This window comes from Burkholderia sp. L27(2015), from assembly GCF_009765705.1.
Taxonomy (GTDB): Bacteria; Pseudomonadota; Gammaproteobacteria; order Burkholderiales; family Burkholderiaceae; genus LMUX01.
Genome location: NZ_LMUX01000021.1, coordinates 352147 through 370008, shown reverse-complemented (window position 1 = coordinate 370008; position 17862 = coordinate 352147). Strand labels below are relative to the sequence as shown.

At 58.6% G+C, this 17862-nt stretch carries 14 protein-coding genes; all 14 read left to right on the top strand.

The genetic code is table 11. The annotated features are described in order from the left end of the window. Positions 1–6: 6 nt before the first annotated feature. The 14 genes from GSQ77_RS20060 (at position 7) to GSQ77_RS19995 (ending at position 17859) form a co-directional block, all read left to right on the top strand. Complete coding sequence (locus tag GSQ77_RS20060) at positions 7–2895, top strand: winged helix-turn-helix domain-containing protein (protein ID WP_158904522.1); 2889 nt, start codon at positions 7–9, stop codon at positions 2893–2895. Between the two features lie 150 nt (positions 2896–3045). Continuing rightward, a complete protein-coding gene (locus tag GSQ77_RS20055) occupies positions 3046–3891 on the top strand; it encodes an alpha/beta fold hydrolase (RefSeq protein ID WP_158904521.1) in 846 nt (281 codons plus the stop codon). Positions 3892–4162: 271 nt separating this feature from the next. Then, entirely contained in the window at positions 4163–4441 is a 279-nt protein-coding gene (locus GSQ77_RS20050) for a XapX domain-containing protein (RefSeq protein ID WP_158904520.1), read from the top strand. Positions 4442–4477: 36 nt separating this feature from the next. Then, the gene (locus tag GSQ77_RS20045; protein WP_158904519.1) at positions 4478–6373 is read left to right on the top strand and encodes an amidohydrolase; all 1896 of its coding nucleotides are present in this window, start codon (positions 4478–4480) and stop codon (positions 6371–6373) included. 49 nt (positions 6374–6422) lie between these two features. Continuing rightward, positions 6423–7118 (top strand): hydrolase, encoded by a 696-nt coding sequence (locus GSQ77_RS20040; RefSeq protein ID WP_158904518.1) that lies wholly within the window; start codon positions 6423–6425, stop codon positions 7116–7118. A 107-nt stretch (positions 7119–7225) separates the two neighbouring features. Beyond that, the gene (locus GSQ77_RS20035; protein WP_158904517.1) at positions 7226–7903 is read left to right on the top strand and encodes a YoaK family protein; all 678 of its coding nucleotides are present in this window, start codon (positions 7226–7228) and stop codon (positions 7901–7903) included. Between the two features lie 40 nt (positions 7904–7943). Continuing rightward, positions 7944–8876 carry a glyoxalase gene (locus tag GSQ77_RS20030; RefSeq protein WP_158904516.1) on the top strand — a complete coding sequence of 311 codons (933 nt, stop codon included), beginning with the start codon at positions 7944–7946 and terminating at the stop codon, positions 8874–8876. An 87-nt stretch (positions 8877–8963) separates the two neighbouring features. After that, entirely contained in the window at positions 8964–10382 is a 1419-nt protein-coding gene (locus GSQ77_RS20025) for an alginate export family protein (RefSeq protein WP_158906392.1), read from the top strand. 587 nt (positions 10383–10969) lie between these two features. Then, positions 10970–12631 (top strand): triacylglycerol lipase, encoded by a 1662-nt coding sequence (locus GSQ77_RS20020; RefSeq protein ID WP_158904515.1) that lies wholly within the window; start codon positions 10970–10972, stop codon positions 12629–12631. After that, a complete protein-coding gene (locus GSQ77_RS20015; RefSeq protein WP_158904514.1) occupies positions 12628–13698 on the top strand; it encodes a T6SS immunity protein Tli4 family protein in 1071 nt (356 codons plus the stop codon). Before GSQ77_RS20020 ends, GSQ77_RS20015 begins: the two co-directional genes overlap by 4 nt. Before the next feature lie 91 nt (positions 13699–13789). After that, positions 13790–14512: a hypothetical protein gene (locus tag GSQ77_RS20010; RefSeq protein ID WP_158904513.1), complete on the top strand. Its 723-nt coding sequence runs from the start codon at positions 13790–13792 to the stop codon at positions 14510–14512. A 178-nt stretch (positions 14513–14690) separates the two neighbouring features. Beyond that, on the top strand, positions 14691–16205 hold the full coding sequence (locus GSQ77_RS20005) for an aldehyde dehydrogenase family protein (RefSeq protein WP_158904512.1): 1515 nt from the start codon (positions 14691–14693) through the stop codon (positions 16203–16205). 365 nt (positions 16206–16570) lie between these two features. Continuing rightward, on the top strand, positions 16571–17290 hold the full coding sequence (locus tag GSQ77_RS20000; protein WP_158904511.1) for an SDR family oxidoreductase: 720 nt from the start codon (positions 16571–16573) through the stop codon (positions 17288–17290). 101 nt (positions 17291–17391) lie between these two features. Next, positions 17392–17859: a FecR domain-containing protein gene (locus GSQ77_RS19995; RefSeq protein ID WP_158904510.1), complete on the top strand. Its 468-nt coding sequence runs from the start codon at positions 17392–17394 to the stop codon at positions 17857–17859. The last annotated feature ends 3 nt before the right edge of the window (positions 17860–17862 follow it).

Sequence of the window (17862 nt, the reverse complement as noted above, 5' to 3'; positions counted from 1 at the left end):
CACTCCATGACACATGCGCAGCGATCACCGACAGCGCAGATCTTGAGCTTTGGCTCGTTCAAGCTCATACCTCATGAACGAGCGCTTTATGGGGCGGGAAAGCGCTTGCACCTGGGTGGCCGCGCGTTCGACATCCTCTCGACGCTCGTGGAACGGGCCGGGGTTTTGGTCACGAAGGAAGAGTTGATCGCAACGGCTTGGCCCGACACGGTCGTCGAAGAGGCCAACCTAAGAGTCCATATTGGGGCCCTGCGCAAGGCACTCGGCGATGCGCGAGGCGGCACCCGGTTTATCGAAAGTGTCGTGGGGCGAGGTTACTGTTTCGTCGCTCCGGTTTCGCAGGAGGCGGCGCCCGCGAGCGACGTCAATAGCGGGAACGGTAGCCCCGACAGCCGCGACACCCCCGACAGCCGCGACGTAATCGTCCTGGAATCCTCACTGGTCTCGGGCAGATCCGGGATGGCCTCGCGACGCATGCTCGGGCGTGACGAGCAGGTAGGCAGTATCGTCGAAATCCTTACGCGACATCGTCTTGTCACAATCGTCGGCCCTGGGGGAATGGGCAAGACGACGGTAGCCCATGCGGTCGCAGCCGGCACGGCATCCGAATATGCGGACGGTCTTTGTCTAGTCGATTTGGCCTCGCTCACCGATCCAGGATTGGTACCGACAGCGCTCGCGTCGGCGCTAGGGCTACCGGTGCTATCGCAAGATGCTATCCCCGACCTTATTGCTCATCTCGCCGACAAGCGAATGTTGATCCTGCTGGACAATTGCGAGCACGTGATCGAAGCGGCTGCCGTTCTCGTCGAATCGATCTACGACGGGGCAACGCAGGTACGTATTTTGGCGACGAGCCGTGAATCGCTGCGAGCCGCTTATGAGTGCGTCTACCGCTTGCCCCCGTTGGAGATTCCACCCGCGCCTGCTCGGATGAGCGTGGCGTCGGCATTGCGTTTTTCGGCGATAGAGCTATTCGATGAACGGGCAAGGGCCAGTCGGGCCGATTTCCGTCTGACCGAGACAGACTTGGCCCTGGTGGCGGATATCTGCCGCCGTCTCGACGGCATTCCCTTGGCCATCGAACTGGTCGCGGCTCGCGTGGGCTTGTTTAGCATCGCCTGCCTGTCCACCCAGCTTGACGGTCTCTTCCTGATGAATCAGGGGCGTCGCACGGCACTGGCACGCCATAAAACGCTCAAGGCGGCGCTCGACTGGAGCTACAACTTTCTTCCCGGTAACGAGCAGATCGCATTGCGTCGGCTGGGGATATTCCAAGGCGCGTTTACGTTCGAATCGGCGAGGGCGGTGTTGGCGTTCGAGGATGTCGGCGGAAGTGATATCTTCGAAATCCTGGTCGCTTTGGTCGCGAAGTCGCTGGTTACTGTATCGGTGAGCGCGGAAGTGCCGATGTTTCGGCTCTTGGATACCGCGCGTTGCTATGCAGTCGTAAAGCTCGATGAAGCGTCGGAAAGCGACCTAGTGTGCAGCAGGCATGCGGCCCATTTTTGCGGGCTGCTCGCCGGAGGGGACCCAAAAACGGATCGGCAAATCGAGCGTCAAACCGCGGGGGATGTGGTCGCACTGTATCGACGCGTTGTCGATGACATACGGGCCGCTCTCGAATGGTGCTTTCTGCCTGGCAACGATTTGTCGTGCGGCATTGCGCTCTCGGCAGTGTCGGCGCCATTATGGTTCGAACTGTCGTTGATGAACGAGTATCGACGCTACGCGCAACGCGCCCTCGATGCCATCGCGCGCATCGAAGAGCCGGATGGCCAGACCGAAATGAAGCTGTTGCTGGCGCTGGGTAACGCGCTGTTGCATGGCACGCAACCGCTCGCCAGCATGGAAAACGCATTTGCCCGATGTCTCGCGATCGCCGAAAAAATGGGGGATTGGACCAATGAACTGCGGGCCGTGCATGGACTATTTCACGCCCACTATATCCACGCGAACTATGAAACCGCCGTCCAGCTCGCGCATCGGTTCGGCGCTGTTTCACGAAAAAATTCGGCCCATGGGGCAGGCGTACTGGCGGACCGATTGCTTGCAACATCGCTGCATTTTCTCGGGGATCAGGCGGCTGCTCGACGGCACATCGAGCGTGTTTTAGATGCGCCTTCGGGCCCGAAAACAGAAGCGCAAAGTGTCGGCTTTTTGCTCAACCAACGCTCGGCCGCGTTGACCATGCTCGCCCGAATTTTATGGATGCAAGGGTTCCCCGAGCAAGCCATGCTGCGCGCAGCGCAAGCCGTGGAAGCCGCGCTGGCAACAGGGCATACTATTTCGCTGTGTCACGCGTTGGCGCTGGGCGCCTGCCCTGTGGCGCTTTGGGTCGGCGATATCGAAGCCGCGCGGCGCTACAAGGCACTGTTGCTTGAACATGCGGGAAAGTGTCGCCTCCTGCACTGGGTCGGGTGGGCCAACACCTACGAATTGGTTTTGACCGGCAACGGTTCGCTGGATGCTGAGGGTGCTGTGGATGTGGCCGACTGTGCGGGATCGGAGCTGCTGACCCCGATACAACGCGAAACGCTATCGACCTTCGGCACCCATCGCTTTAGTCAAAAATCCATACATAGCGATGCGCGTTGGTCTGCTGCCGAGCAGCTACGCGTCGAGATCGAGGCGACAATGAAAGCGTACCCAGGGGGCGCCGCCGGAACGGGAGAGCAGGTTCTGCTCGATGCAATGAACTTGGCTCGTCGCCAGGGAGCGCTCTCCTGGGAATTGCGCATAGCGTGCTCGCTCGCAAAGTTGATGAGCGACCAGGGCCGCGCCGCGGAGGCAAGAGCCCTGCTCAACGCCACCTATCTCCAGTTTGCCGAAGGCGAGGGCACGGCCGATATGCGCCTGGCAAAGTCGTTACTCGCGACGCTGGCGACCGGCTAAGGTTTATTCGGATTTATATCAATTTACTTGCGTATCCGCCGGTAACTCCCAAAATGACTCCATAACATCTAGAAAAAAAGCGCGCTTTTGATGGGCCAAATAGCGTGCCGAATTGGCTGGATAGTTGGCTGAATTTCGGGAGTGGCCGGCATGGCTTATATGAACGCTGGCCGTGAAGGAAGCATGTCCATCAATCTGTACTACGAAGATCATGGACATGGGCATCATGGCGACGCCGAAACTATCGTATTGATTCACGGAGGACCGCTCGACAGTTGCGTTTGGGAGCGGCAGATCGCCGCGCTGGTGGAGAGCGGGCATCGAGTGCTGGTCTACGACCGGCGCGGCTTCGGCAAGTCCAGCAAGCCTGATGCCGGCTACGATTTCGACACGTTGGCGCAAGACCTGCATCGCTTATTACGCGCCTGCTCGGTCAATCGCGCGATGTTGGTCGGGTTCGGTTCGGGCGCGGGCGACGTGCTGCGTTATCTGGGCACCTACGGCGACGATCGCGTCAGCAAGGCCGCGCTCATCAGTCCGTTACTGCCGTTTTTGCTGGCAACGGTCAACGATCCGGATACCCGCGACGCCGGCACCTTCTCGCCTGTGGAGGGTCGCAGCGGCACCCCGCGCGTGGGAATGCCGCCGGATTTTCTGCACAACGCTTACAACCTCAATGTCTGGTCAGGCAGCCCTGTCGACGATGCCCCGTTACAGGCGCAGTGGCTGGCCGCTTTAGCCGTGTACCCATTGACCATGAACGCTTGCGTCGAGCAATTGCAAACCGACTTCCGTGATGACCTACGCCGAATTGCCATGCCTGTGCTGGTGATACACGGCAGCGAGGATAAGGTTTTACCGATCGATCGAGCTGCTGTTATGGAGCAGTTTTCCTGCGCTAACGCCGTACGGGTCGACTCCGCGCCGCACGGTTTGATCTGGAGCCACGCCGAGCTAGTCAACAAAGCGTTGCGCGATTTCTGCCGCGACTCTTAAGGGACTGTGCAGAAACGTGTGTCAGTTCTCTACTCGGATTCGCCTGCTTAGTTTCATTGATCATTTAATCGGTCTGAATCGATCTGAATCCATCTGAACCGCTTTACGAGAATTTATATCGCTTTACTTGTCGAGAAGAGTCGCCGTTCGCAAAATGGGGAATTGTGCATTCGCCAATGGTGTAGCCGTCGACTCCATAGAACATATCCGGCGATAGATCGCCCCCAGTGCAGTCGCCGATGAGCGCGCAGTTGAGTCATAAGGAGCTGGCATGAAAATATATTTGATTTCGCTCGCGGCCGGCATGCTGATGGGCCTCATCTATGCGGTCATCAACGTGCGTTCTCCAGCGCCTCCCGCAATCGCGTTGATCGGTTTGCTGGGCATGCTGATAGGCGAACAGCTGGTGCCGGTGGCGAAACGATTGATCAGCCGCGAGCCGGTCTCGGTTTCGTGGTTCTCCAGCGAGTGCGCGCCCAAGATAACCGGCTTGCAGGCTCGTACCAAAGGGGCTGCGGTCGGCAACGATGCCCCGCCCCCGAGCGCATGAACGCGCTATCCCCACATCACGATGCGGAGTCGAAATATGAACACCAAGCAAACAGACGCTACTGAATCTACCGCTGGCAGTGCGCCTACGTTGATCTTGCTGAATGGCCGTTTCCATACGGTCGATAAAAGCCATCCAGTGGCCAGCGCCGTGGCGATCAAGGACGGCAAGTTTCTCGCCGTTGGCGATACGGAAGATGTGATGCGCCATCGCACCGCAGACAGCCAAGTCATCGATCTAAACGGCCGTACCGCGATTCCCGGTCTCAACGATTCGCACCTGCACCTGATTCGTGGCGGCCTGAACTACAACCTCGAATTGCGATGGGAAGGCGTGCCGTCGCTAGCCGATGCATTGCGCATGTTGAAGGAGCAGGCACTGCGTACGCCCAATCCGCAGTGGGTGAGGGTGGTGGGCGGCTGGACGGAATTTCAGTTCGCCGAAAAACGTATGCCTACGCTCGAAGAAATCAACGCCGCCGCACCGGACACGCCGGTCTTCATTTTGCATCTCTACGATCGCGCCTTGCTCAACCGGGCGGCGCTGCGCGCTGTGGGCTATAACAAGGACACGCCGAACCCGCCGGGCGGCGAGATTCAGCGCGACGCCGCAGGCAACCCTACCGGCATGCTGATCGCAAAGCCGAACGCGATGATCCTGTACGCAACGCTCGCCAAGGGGCCTGCGTTGCCGCGTGAACTACAAGTCAATTCGACGCGTCAGTTCATGCGCGAGCTCAACCGATTGGGCATCACCAGCGCGATCGATGCCGGCGGCGGTTTCCAGAACTACCCGGAGGACTACGCCATCATCGACCAGTTGGCGCGCGAAAATCAGTTGACGGTTCGTATCGCCTATAACCTGTTCACGCAAAACAAAGGTCGTGAGCTCGAAGATTTCCAGAAGTGGACCGACATGGTCACCCCAGGGCAAGGCGACGATTTCTACCGTCATAACGGCGCGGGTGAAATGCTGGTATTTTCCGCGGCCGATTTCGAGGATTTCCTCGAGCCCCGCCCGGATCTGGCCGCCGGCATGGAAGACGAGCTGGAGAAAGTGGTGCGCCACCTGGTCTCCCAGCGCTGGCCCTTCCGCCTGCATGCGACCTACAACGAGTCGATCGAACGCATGCTCAACGTGTTCGAAAAGGTCAATCGAGACATTCCGTTCGACGGGCTGCACTGGATCTTCGACCACGCGGAGACCATCACGCCGCGCAATATCGACCGCGTGCGCGCACTCGGCGGCGGCATCGCCATTCAGCACCGCATGGCCTTCCAGGGTGAATACTTTGTCGAGCGTTACGGCGCTCAGGCAGCTACGCATACCCCACCGATCAAACGCATGCTCGACGCCGGCATCCCTGTGGGCGCCGGCACCGATGCGACGCGCGTCGCCAGCTACAACCCGTGGACGGCATTGTATTGGCTGGTCTCCGGACGTACGGTGGGCGGCCTGCAGTTGTACGAAACCAGCAGCCGCTTGTCGCGTGAAACGGCGCTGGAACTGTGGACCGTCGGCAGCTCCTGGTTTTCAAGCGAACAGGGCAAGAAGGGGAGCATCAGGGAAGGGCAGCTTGCCGATCTGGTGGTGTTGTCGGGGGACTTCTTCAGTGTTCCCGAAGATGCCATCAAGGCCTTGGAGTCGGTACTCACCGTCGTGGGCGGCAAGATCGTCTATGGCGCGGCTGAGTTTGGCCCGATGGCGCCGCCGCCACTGCCGGTGCTGCCGGACTGGTCGCCTGTGCGAACAGTACCCGGGCATTACCGGCAGACGGCGCCATCCAAGCCGCGCATGGCACTCCCGCATCAATGCGCGGGAGCCTGCGGCGTACATGTACACGCACACGATGTGGCGCGCAAGTCGTCGGTCCCAGTCTCGGATTACGCGGGCTTTTGGGGGACGCTCGGCTGCAGTTGCTTCGCGTTTTGATTGCGTTGTTGGAAAGAACGTCTTTGATCACATCACTCAGGAGTAGGCTATGTCTCAAACATCAAACTTGACCAAACGCAGCGAGAAGGGCTTGCTGACCCCGGACAACTGCGTTGTCACCATCATCGACTTGCAACCGCAAATGCTATTCGGCGTTTCGAACTTCGATCGTCAGACGGTGATCAACAACAATCTGATCCTGGCCAAGGCCGCGCGCATCTTCAACATTCCCGTGGTGCTTTCGACCGTGGAGACCAAGGCGTTCAGCGGCAACATGTGGCCGCAGATCCAGGCGATATTCCCGGGGCAGGCGCCGGTTGAACGCTCGTCCATGAATAGCTGGGACGATGCGAATTTTGTCGCCGCTGTCCAAAAGACCGGGCGAAAGAAAATCGTGCTGGCTGGACTGTGGACAGAAACCTGCGTGGCACTGCCGACGGTTCAGGCGATCGATGATGGGTACGACGTCTACGTTGTGGAAGATTGTTGTGGCGACGTCAGCGTGCTGTCTCACGAGAACGCGATGAAGCGCGTGGTACAGGCCGGAGCGAAGCCGGTCACGGCCTTGTCGGTCATGCTCGAATGGCAACGCGACTGGGCTTTGAAAGAAACCTATGATGCAGTCATGGACGTCGCGAAAACCCATTGCGGCGCCTATGGCGTAGGTGTTGAATACGCTTATACGATGATTCATGGCGCACCGGAATCCAAGTACCCCGAATACTCGGTACCGAAAGGGCATTAAAGACATCTTCCGGTGAGCGGGTGTATGCGGCGACCGAGGCGAATAAGACGATTTGCCTCGGTCGCCGGTTGCCCGTCTATCTTGCGCGTCCGCTCGGATATTAGAAGATGAAAAACGAAGACACGCTGCTCGCATTCATTGCCGGTTACGTCGACACGCTGGGATTCGTCGCGTTGTTCGGATTATTCACGGCGCATGTGACGGGCAATTTCGTATTGATCGGTGCGCAGTTGGCCGGGTCGGGGCAGGGGATCGTCTTGAAGCTGCTGGCCTTTCCGGCATTTATCGCCGGCGTTGCTTTGAGCAGCATCGTCGTAAGGACTGTGCGCATGCATGCGCTAGGCAACCCGTCGCGAGCGCTGTTTTTGGTGCAAGCGCTATTGCTCGCAGGCTTTCTCGTCGCGGGGTTGTATGCGGCACCGGTGAAAGATGCGCAAGCGATTTCGGTCGCCGTCTGCGGCATGCTCGGTGCCATGGCCATGGGTGGACAGAACGCTCATTCGAGGCTTGTCGTGCATTCGGGCGTACCCAACACCGTGATGACTGGCAACGTGACCCAGGCAGTGCTGGACCTGCTCGACCTGATGTTGACCGGGCCTGACATGGCAGCGCGCGACGCGATTCGAGCGCGGCTGGTGCGCACGCTTCCCACCATCGTTACGTTCGGCATCGGCGCGATCTTGGGCGCGCTGGGGTATGCGTGGATTTCGTTTTGGGCGTTGTTGCTTCCGCTGGGTCTGTTGCTTGTGCTCGCGCGTGGATCTGGTGCGGTCGCCTCTGCTTGAATATCTATCTGGGCTTGATTATCTACTTTGGGGGTTATCCATGTTTCGTTTATCGTTGACCCGTATCGCCGCCCCTTGGGCCCTGGTCATGGCGTTGGCCGGTGGGTTCGTATTCGCGGGGCCCGCAAGCGCGGCCGCCAATGAAGGCTCGACAAACGAGGGCGTGAATGTTGCTGTAGGGCCGCAATACGACACGACGCACATCTATGTTTCGTCTGCCGATATCGATGCATTCGTCAATAGCTTCATCGCCACGTTTGGCGGCAAGGCGTCGACGCGCGCCGTGTTCACGGTGACTCCGACGCCCAGTAAAACCGCGTCGCAATATATTCAAACGCCGGTGGGCATGGTGTCGGTGTTTGCGTTCCAGACGCCCATTCCCTATCCGTTCGGCAGTGAGCGTACCGGCTATCTGGTCACTGACATGGACAAAGCGGTTCGTGCGGCCCGAGCTGCCGGCGCTAACGTGGTGGTCGAGTCCTTCGATGATCCGATAGGCAAAGATGCGCTGATACAGTGGCCCGGCGGTCTCATGATGCAGCTTTACTGGCATACCAAGGCTCCCGTGTATGAGCCGCTGCAAAGTGTGCCGGAGAATCGCGTCTATATATCGCGCGGCGCGGTGAGTGGATTCATCCGTCGCTTCCTACGGTTTTCTCATGGGAAGGTCACCTCGGACGATCACAGCGCTGACGGTGGGCTGATCGGTTTGAATGGCGAGAAGGTGCGTCGGATTCGTATCGAATCGACTTTCGGCAAGATGGTCGTTTTCGTCACAGATGGAAAGATTCCCTATCCGTTCGGCCGCGAAATAACGGGCTATGAAGTGACGAATCTCACGGACACGCTTTCCAAGGCGCAGGCCGCGGGCGTTAAGGTATTGAGCCCGCCTTATAAAGCGGACGGCAGGAATACCGCGATCGTGGAGTTCCCCGGGGGCTATGTAGCGGAAATTCATGACCTCGCACCGTAAGCTCAAGCGGCAAGCGAGACGATGGCTGGCCTCTTAGTGGGAATCCGCGGACTGGCGACCTTATTGTCCGGCATAGGATTGGCTTTGATGATGGCCGACGGCGTGCATGCAGCGGAGTCGGCTGACGGCACGCAGGCGTCGAGCGCGGCATCGGCGCCTGCAGCGATTCCAACATCGGCTCCAACGTGTCAGGCAAAACGTCCGGCCATCATGTTCAACCGGTGGCAGGAGGACTGGTCCGTGCTTGCGAACCCGTGCGTGCCGCGTGCGCCGTTAGACGCGCTCAAATACGTGCCGCTGTTCGGTAGCACCGACTCGTACATTTCGCTTGGCGTGAATCTGCGTGAACGGCTGGAAATCAACGACGCGCCGTTGTTTGGCCTGGGCCCCATTCACAGCGACACCTATCTATTGCAGCGCACGCAAGTGCATGTCGATATCCATCTCGGCGAGCATGTGCAGATCTTTACGCAACTGGAAGATGTCCGCGCTTTCGACAAAAACGTCATCACCCCTGTCGACAAGAATCCGCTCGATTTGCGCCAGGCTTTTATCGCGGTGACGGAGCCGGTGGGAGCAGGTGTTTTCAAGGCCAGGGTGGGGCGTCAGGAGATGGCGTTCGACTTGCAGCGATTCGTGTCGGTGCGCGATGGTCCCAATGTGCGGCAAGCGTATGACGGTCTGTGGGCGGATTGGGAAAACGAGCCATGGAGGTTGATCGCCTATGCGACGCAGCCGGTGCAATATGTTGATACAGGGACGTTTGACGATACGTCCAATCGCAATCTGACGTTCAGTGGTGTGCGCATCGAACGCCATAATGTCGGGCCGGGCGACCTGTCAGCGTACTACTCCCGATACAACCGCGACGGTGCGGTATTCATCGATGCGACCGGAGCTGAGCATCGGGACGTCTTCGATTCCCGTTACGCCGGCAACATCAACCATTTCGACTGGGATGTCGAAGGGATGTATCAGTCGGGGCATGTGGGCAGCAGCGTGATTTCGGCGTGGGCATTTGGATCGCTCGGGGGCTACACGTTCGCGGGGCTTCCATGGACACCGCGCGTCGGTGTGCAAATCGATGCTGCGTCGGGTGACAGTCATCCGGGGGATGGTCGGCTCGGGACGTTTAATCCGTTGTTTCCGAATGGATATTATTTTACGTTGGCGGGCTATACCGGCTACTCGAACCTGATTCATATCAAGCCGTCGATTACGTTCAAGCCTACGAACAAGCTTACGTTGCTCGCGGCGTTGGGGTTGCAATGGCGTGAAACGACTGCCGATGCGGTGTATGCGCAAGGGTCGGCGGTTGTTCCGAATACTGCCGGCCATGGCAATTTGTGGACCGGCGCCTATGTGCAGCTACGGGCAGATTGGGCGGTCTCCGCGAACTTGGTGAGCTCGATTGAAGCAGTGCATTTTCAGGTGGGAAATGCTTTGCGTTCGGTCGGTGGGAGCAACGCCGATTACGTTGGCGTCGAACTTAAGTACGGATGGTAGTGGGAACACCTCTTGCCGTCCCTGCCGTTCCCTAAATCAAGCCATATTCTCCGCATTGTCTACGAAGCTTCGTCGCGATGGCGAGCGGTGAGCTGACCATGGTCCAGCGCCGTTGCGTCGCCATTCATAACATATCGACGCGCCTCTAAAAAATATCATGTCTGATCGCGCTTTGATATAAGACGATTCTCGATTTTTCGTTCTCAAAAAAAATACATCGTTTTACTGATTAAATAATTAAAATTCGATTCGGATATGTTTATTCTCTGACCCGCGGGTGAGGTGTTCGATTCTATCCACGAAGTAGAAATCGGATGGTCTTCACACTTTTTCACGTGGATAACGAGACTGAGCGATGGCAAAGTGGCTGGATAGGTACGGGGCGGTTGAGTCTGGGTACCAGGCATTGATGGGGCAGCAGCACTATTTACCGGAGGTGATGGGGGCGGGCAATGGGTTGCGCTGTCGCTTATCTCATTCGAAGAGGTTGAGAAGATGGGAGAGCCAGACTGCCCGGGGATTGCGTCCCCAAGCACGGGCAGTAAGGCATTTACTGTTCGTAACCGTCACAAAGCAGGAGCTTCCCTATGGCCTCGAATGAGCACGTTGTTGAGCCCGTGATTGCGGAAGACGGTTCGGTGCACTACTCCACTGTTATGTCACCGTCATGCGAGAAAAGTGTTGCCGTTTGCTTCAAGGTTCCTACGAGGATCATCCCGGTGATCTTTGTGCCAGGGGTCATGGGGTCGAATTTGAGCGATATGGCACTCAAACCGGAGCCCGTATGGTTGGCCGACAGTAAACTGCGTATGGCAGAGTGGATTAAGCAAGGCGCATCGAAGCGCAAGATGATCCTCGACCCCAAAAAAACGATGGTGTTTGACGGCGGAGCCATCCCGCAGGGCACCGTTCAGAGTGACGCTGAATTGAAACGTCGTGGCTGGGGCGAGGTCGCCAACATGAGCTATGGCGAATTCTTGGCGTGGCTCGAAAACGCGCTCAACGATGTTCATCCTGGCACCGATCATGGTCGCAACGGGCTACGCGCTGAGTTGATGAAGAAAGCCGTGACCGATCCATTAAATATTGATGTGCTGACTTATAACGAAGTGCGCCTGTCCTACCGCTATCGGTTCCCGGTTCATGCCGTCGGCTACAACTGGTTGCAAGACAACGCCGAGTCCGCTAAGCGTCTGCACGAGCGCATCGAATATTTTATGGGCTATTACCGCAGCCGCTCCGGTTACATGTGCGAGAAAGTAATTCTGGTGACGCACTCGATGGGCGGCTTGGTCGCTCGACATTACTCAGAGATACTCAATTATCGAGGCAAGGTGTTGGGCATCGTGCATGGCGTGATGCCGGCCACGGGGGCCGCGACAGCGTACAAGCGTGTCAAGGCCGGAACGGACGGTGATTGGGGAACGAGGCATGTGCTCGGGATTGATGCGCCCGAGGTAACCACCGTCTTCGCACAGTCACCTGGCGCACTGCAACTGCTGCCCACCACTGAGTATGGAAAAGGCTGGCTCAATATTCGGGACGGCGATCAGTTCAAAAGTCTGCCGGAGACCGAGCCATACAGCGAGATCTATTTGCAGCAGAAGAGATGGTGGGGCTTAGTGAGCGATGAGCTGCTCAACCCGCTTGATGCCAAGAAATCGAAGGTTGCTCAGGATTGGGCCGCATTTGCAGCGATTATTCGGGAAAAGGTTCAGCCCTTTCATATGGGCAATATCGGTGCGGATGGTAAAAACGATAATACCGGTATAGCGGGTAAATATCACGCCAATACCTATGCTTTCTATGGCGACGATCCCCAGCTTAAAACCTGGGGCAATGTCGCGTGGAGGCGAGCTAGGCCATTACATCCCGGATTTTGGAATGTCCCGCCTATACCGATCGACGACGAGTTGAATAAAGGCGCTGCTGACGACTCGGGGATGGGGAGCCAAATAGTCGAGGTGCCCTCGAATGGCGGTCCAAGTCGGGGCGCGGGGCCGCTGAATGTCTGGCCGAGTCGCAACGAATTCGTGTTGCAGGATGCTGACGAGAACGGAGACGGCACGGTGCCGAGACGCTCCGGCGCGGCCCCTAGCCGACATGCCAAGGTGTGCGTGCCCTACGCGGGCGTCGACCATGAAGGTGCCTATAAGAACGAAGCGCAGCGGCGCTTTGCGCTCTGGGCCATTACCAAGATTGCCTTCAGCGTCAGACATACCAGCATGGCTTACAAGGACTTTAAATGAAATGGCGCACGGCCTTGGTTGCAGGCTGTGTATTGGGTCTGAGCGCCTGTAATCGGCCAGCACCCTTGACGCAACAGGAGCAAAAGATAGTGACTGAATTGACCACAAACCTAAAACCGCGCTGTGTGGGGCGCTACGTAATCGACATGCCGAGCGATGTACTGATATTCGGGATTCCTGCGACGCTTGACGGGGTGGACGTCGAAGCTACGGCTATGACACTAAAAGACTATCAAGCGGCAATGGATGCGCGTAGCAAAGAACTGAACTCGACTAAAAGCCGTTTCGGCCATCAGTTTCTGTATGCCGACACTACGGTAGGTGGGGTCCCAGGATCACGGTTTTTCATTTCGCAGGGTGACCCCGATGTCCTTAGTCCCGCTACGCGGGTCATCGAAAGTTACAAGTGGGATCGAGGCTATCAAATTAAGTTGCAGATCGAGGGTAGCGATTTCACGCACCCCGACCAAACCAACGATCCGGTCGTCAAGCTACTTCCGAACAAGAACGACGTTCCTAACAAAGCGCGCGCTGTCGGCTATCTGTTGGATAAAATTCGTGGCCGCATGGAGGACGAGATTCCGACCGAGCCGGGCTTCTGCTTTGCAGGGGGGTTTATGCCAGGCAGAGCGACCGATCAAGAAAATGTTACGGTCCAATTTGTGCTGCCCGATAAGCACGACGTGAGCTTCGAATTGCTAACGAATTCGGCTATTCAGGAGACTACGACACTTCTCGACCGGAGTGCGGCTATTAATGCCTCTTTTGCACAAAGCGGTGACCGAACGATTCGGAAGGGCGCAGTAGCTTTGCCAGGCATGCAAGCAGAAGAGTGGTTATCGGCCGGATTGACCTTCGCCAATATCCAAGGTCAAGATTTGACATTGGAGGCTAATTCGAAGATAGGCAGCGCACAAACGCCATTTTTGACTTTAAATATGGACAATGGCGGACTCCGTCTTAGAGGTGAGGATTCTCCAGAAAAAGCCTCGCTCACCGAAGCTGAAGCCGTTGCGTTATGGGACGCCGTGTCCCGTACCTTGCGCCCGCGCCCGAACGGCTTCTGATCGGCTACCGCTGAGGAAACATGGCTGTCGATTTTGTTGGCGCATCGAGTCAATTGCAGACGGTTCCTCAGCCCTCAATTTCTTACCCTGCATGAGTTTTAATCAAGGCAACTCGTTTCTCTCCAGGCTGATCGCACCCATATTGGATCGCCTGAAAAAGATCGCCAATTCCTCCCGTGGCCTTCACACGTTAGACGACCTCAAGACCGAAGCATGGTTGGCCGCACAGGACATCAACGCTGAGCAAGCTGCGGACTTCCAACCGGAAGACCGCAGTTTCCAAGACGCCATCGTGTCCCGACTGTGGAAAGGCTTTGGGATGTATGCCGATGCAGCAATGCACTTTGCTTTCAGGCTAGACAAGGAAGAGCAAAACGACGACGGCGACTCTCTCCCAAATTCGGTAGGTGGCCGCCTAACCGCTCCGACTCACTATCAACCACTTGAGGCCCTTGAGCTAACCGAGATGCAAGCGGAGCGAAGGCGCGTGCTCGAAGAGCGATACGCCGAAGCGATCGCGTACCTGAGGACACTCGATCACTTTGATAGTGACAAGCAGCGCATCGCGAGTCACCTATCTATCGCCGCCCGTACACTCGGAGCAAGGGTAGATCGCGCTGCAGCGATGGTCGAGCGCCAGCCATCGCTATTCGATGGGATTGAGTCGATACCGCTGGACTTTGTACCTCTGCCAGGCAGGCCGACTTACCAATCCTGGATCGCTCCCACAGTATGGGCGCATGTTTGCTGGGTACGACGACCTCGACAAGAGCACATTTTGTCGACGGTGCCGAGGGCATTCCTTATTAGGTAACGCCTGCAGCACCGAAACTCCATCCATGCCCCTGAGCCGAAGCCGTTTATTGACGGTCCGCTCACACGCCTCCTATGCTTCGCAGCCGATAAAGTGGAGAGACAATCGTCATGCTAGGATCCTCCAGTAAAGCCGCTGGCGGCGGGGACTATGAACGATTAAAGGGAATCCAATGCAAATGCCGTCCGATGATATTTTTGCCGCGCTGGGTGTGGACCTCGGCGCAAGAAAGGGCAGCGACCTGGTAGCGCGCTCGCCGCGCGACGGCGCGACACTGGCGCAACTCGCCGTCGACACGCCCGCTGAAGTGGCACGCAAGATCGACGCGGCCCACTCAGCCTTCCTCCAATGGCGTACCGTGCCTGCGCCACTGCGCGGTGAACTCGTGCGCCTGTTCGGCAACGTGTTGCGCCGGCACAAGGCGGAGTTGGGCCGGCTTGTCACGCTCGAAGCCGGCAAGATCGCCTCCGAAGGGCAGGGTGAAGTGCAGGAAATGATCGACATCTGCGACTTCGCGGTGGGCCTGTCGCGCCAGTTATACGGTCTGACGATCGCGTCGGAGCGGCCGGGCCATCGCATGATGGAGACGTGGCATCCGCTGGGCGTGTGCGCCGTGATCTCGGCGTTCAATTTCCCGGTTGCCGTCTGGTCGTGGAATACGGCGTTGGCGCTGGTCTGCGGCGACCCGGTGATCTGGAAGCCGTCGGAGAAGACGCCGCTAACCGCCATCGCCTGCGACGCGCTATTCGCCACGGCGCTGCGCGAATTCGACGCTGCCCATCCGGGCGTGGCGCCCACGGGGCTGCATCAACTCGTGTTGGGCGGACGTGAGGTCGGCGCCACGCTGAGCGCGTCGCGCAAGGTGCCGCTCGTCAGCGCGACCGGCAGCGTGCGTATGGGTGTCGAGGTAGCAGGCGTGCTCGCCGGACGGCTTGGGCGCAGCATCCTCGAATTGGGCGGCAACAACGGCATGATCGTGGCGCCCACGGCCGACCTCGACATGGTGGTGCGCGCAGTGACGTTCGCCGCGGTCGGCACCGCTGGTCAGCGCTGCACGACGCTGCGCCGTCTGATCGTGCAACGCGATGTCGCGCCAGGGCTGATCGCGCGCCTTGAGGCGGCGTTCGCTTCGGTCAAGGTCGGCGACCCGCTTGAGGCCGACACCTTGGTCGGTCCGTTGATCGACAAACTCGCCTTCGACCACATGCAGTCCGCCTTGCAGCAAGCACGCGACGAAGGCGGCAGTGTGAGCGGCGGCGAACGCGTGCCGGTGCTCGACGCGCCCGACGCTTTCTATGTACGCCCGGCGCTCGTGCGCATGCCGGCGCAAAGCGCCGTGGTCGAGCGCGAGACGTTCGCGCCTATCCTCTACGTCATGACCTACGACACGTTCGACGAGGCGCTGGCCATGCACAACGCCGTGCCGCAGGGTTTGTCCTCGGCGATCTTTACCAACGACGTGCGCGAGGCCGAACGGTTCATGTCCGCGGACGGCAGCGATTGCGGCATCGCCAATGTGAACATCGGCACGAGCGGTGCGGAGATCGGCGGCGCCTTTGGGGGCGAGAAGGAAACGGGCGGTGGCCGTGAATCGGGCTCCGATGCGTGGAAGAACTATATGCGGCGTGCCACCAACACAATCAACTACAGCCGTTCGTTGCCGCTCGCGCAGGGCGTCAAGTTCGACATCTGAGGCTCGATTGCGAGGAGGCGCTGGTCGCGGGCTGCGTGGCGCACTCGCGGACCTGGCGCGGCAAGGGCCGCCCGTCTCGCGAGGCTTGCGGCCTGAGTTTGAACGGCTACGCTTAGGCGCATGCGTTATTTTGTCGCACTGGGTGATCGACGCATGGCGCGCAAGGTGCCTGCGCCGTTTGAGGATGCGCCGCGCCGCCTGTCCCTGCGGCCTGGCGCGTCGATGTTGCGGTAGCGATAGCGCAGCGCGGCAAAACATGTGCGGTTTGAACAGACCCATAATCAATTCAGCGGACCGGTCTTTGTCGCGCAATGCGCGGGCTTCGTCACGCGCACAGACCCACATCACATAGTCAGGAAATTCTCATGAACTTCGAAGGAAAACGGATCGTCGTTGCCGGCGGCACTTCCGGCATTGGTTTCGCCGTTGCCGCAGCGGCAGCGAAAGAAGGCGCTCAAGTCATCGTCGCATCGCGCAGCGCTGAGCGGGTGGCCGCGGCTGTTGCCGGATTGCCCGCTGGAACCCAAGGTGAGGTCGTCGACTTTACCGAGGAAGCGCAAGTCAAATCCTGGTTCGCACGCCTGGGTGCGTTCGACCATCTTGTCTATACAGCCGGGGAAAGCTTGCAACTGGGCTTGCTGGTGGATACCGATGTCGAGGACGCGCGACGGGCATTCGAAGTGCGCTACTGGGGCGCTTTCAAAGCGGTCAAATACGGCCATGGCTCGATTCGCAAGGGCGGCTCGATTGTGCTGACCAGCGGCATCGCAAGCTTGCGCCCCAACAAAGGGTGGACCGTTCCGTCGAGTTCGCTGGGCGCGATGGAATCGCTCACCCGCGCGCTTGCCGTCGAGCTAGCACCACTGCGTGTCAATACTGTGTCACCCGGCATTGTTCGCACGCCGTTATGGGACAACATGAGTGAGGCGGACCGCACCGCAATGTATGAACATTTCGTGACAGCACTGCCGACAGGCTGCATCGGCGAACCTGACGATATCGCACAGGCTTATCTCTACCTGATGCGCGAACGGTTCAGCACCGGGCAGACCATTGTCGTGGATGGCGGCGGCGTACTGGTTTGAGTTTTGGGAGTACCGATCTGCGCGGCATCGCTTGACTAATTAGGGTCGGGGGTCATATTCTCTACGGCGCGGAAGTCCCCGATCGTCATCCGGTACCCCCTATGTATAGCCAAGCCATCAAATATGCCTTGATTCTCGCGTGCGGGTGCATGGCTATCGCCGATGCATGTGCCGCCGATGCTGCCGGCGTCGTCAAGACCCTGAAGGGGACGGTGCGCATCGAGCGGCCTGGAGGAAGCCCAAGCGTGGCCATCGGTAGCGAAGTTTACAGCAGCGATCGCATTGTGACCGGGCCGCAATCCTCCGTAGGCATCACCCTGCGTGACAATACCCTGCTTTCCGAGGGCTCCGATTCCGTCCTCGAGCTCAACAAGTTTGCATTCAACACGACGACCTATGAGGGGGCGCTCGACGCCACCATCAAACGCGGCTCCTTGTCAGTGATTGACGGAAAGCTGGCGCAGGCAAATCCGGATTCCGTGCGTTACAGCACGCCGACCACCACGCTGGGCGTGCGCGGCACTGAATTCATCATTGAAGTCGGCGGTAAGGGGGGGAGTGCACCTTGAATA

Bases quoted from the DNA above. Each gene is read 5' to 3' on its own strand.
- GSQ77_RS20010 (WP_158904513.1), top strand. From the start codon at position 13,790: ATGAGTTTTAATCAAGGCAACTCGTTTCTCTCCAGGCTGATCGCACCC.
- GSQ77_RS20055 (WP_158904521.1), top strand. From the start codon at position 3,046: ATGGCTTATATGAACGCTGGCCGTGAAGGAAGCATGTCCATCAATCTG.
- GSQ77_RS20035 (WP_158904517.1), top strand. From the start codon at position 7,226: ATGAAAAACGAAGACACGCTGCTCGCATTCATTGCCGGTTACGTCGAC.
- GSQ77_RS20005 (WP_158904512.1), top strand. From the start codon at position 14,691: ATGCCGTCCGATGATATTTTTGCCGCGCTGGGTGTGGACCTCGGCGCA.
- GSQ77_RS20020 (WP_158904515.1), top strand. From the start codon at position 10,970: ATGGCCTCGAATGAGCACGTTGTTGAGCCCGTGATTGCGGAAGACGGT.
- GSQ77_RS20030 (WP_158904516.1), top strand. From the start codon at position 7,944: ATGTTTCGTTTATCGTTGACCCGTATCGCCGCCCCTTGGGCCCTGGTC.
- GSQ77_RS20045 (WP_158904519.1), top strand. From the start codon at position 4,478: ATGAACACCAAGCAAACAGACGCTACTGAATCTACCGCTGGCAGTGCG.
- GSQ77_RS20060 (WP_158904522.1), top strand. From the start codon at position 7: ATGACACATGCGCAGCGATCACCGACAGCGCAGATCTTGAGCTTTGGC.
- GSQ77_RS19995 (WP_158904510.1), top strand. From the start codon at position 17,392: ATGTATAGCCAAGCCATCAAATATGCCTTGATTCTCGCGTGCGGGTGC.
- GSQ77_RS20015 (WP_158904514.1), top strand. From the start codon at position 12,628: ATGAAATGGCGCACGGCCTTGGTTGCAGGCTGTGTATTGGGTCTGAGC.
- GSQ77_RS20000 (WP_158904511.1), top strand. From the start codon at position 16,571: ATGAACTTCGAAGGAAAACGGATCGTCGTTGCCGGCGGCACTTCCGGC.
- GSQ77_RS20025 (WP_158906392.1), top strand. From the start codon at position 8,964: ATGATGGCCGACGGCGTGCATGCAGCGGAGTCGGCTGACGGCACGCAG.
- GSQ77_RS20050 (WP_158904520.1), top strand. From the start codon at position 4,163: ATGAAAATATATTTGATTTCGCTCGCGGCCGGCATGCTGATGGGCCTC.
- GSQ77_RS20040 (WP_158904518.1), top strand. From the start codon at position 6,423: ATGTCTCAAACATCAAACTTGACCAAACGCAGCGAGAAGGGCTTGCTG.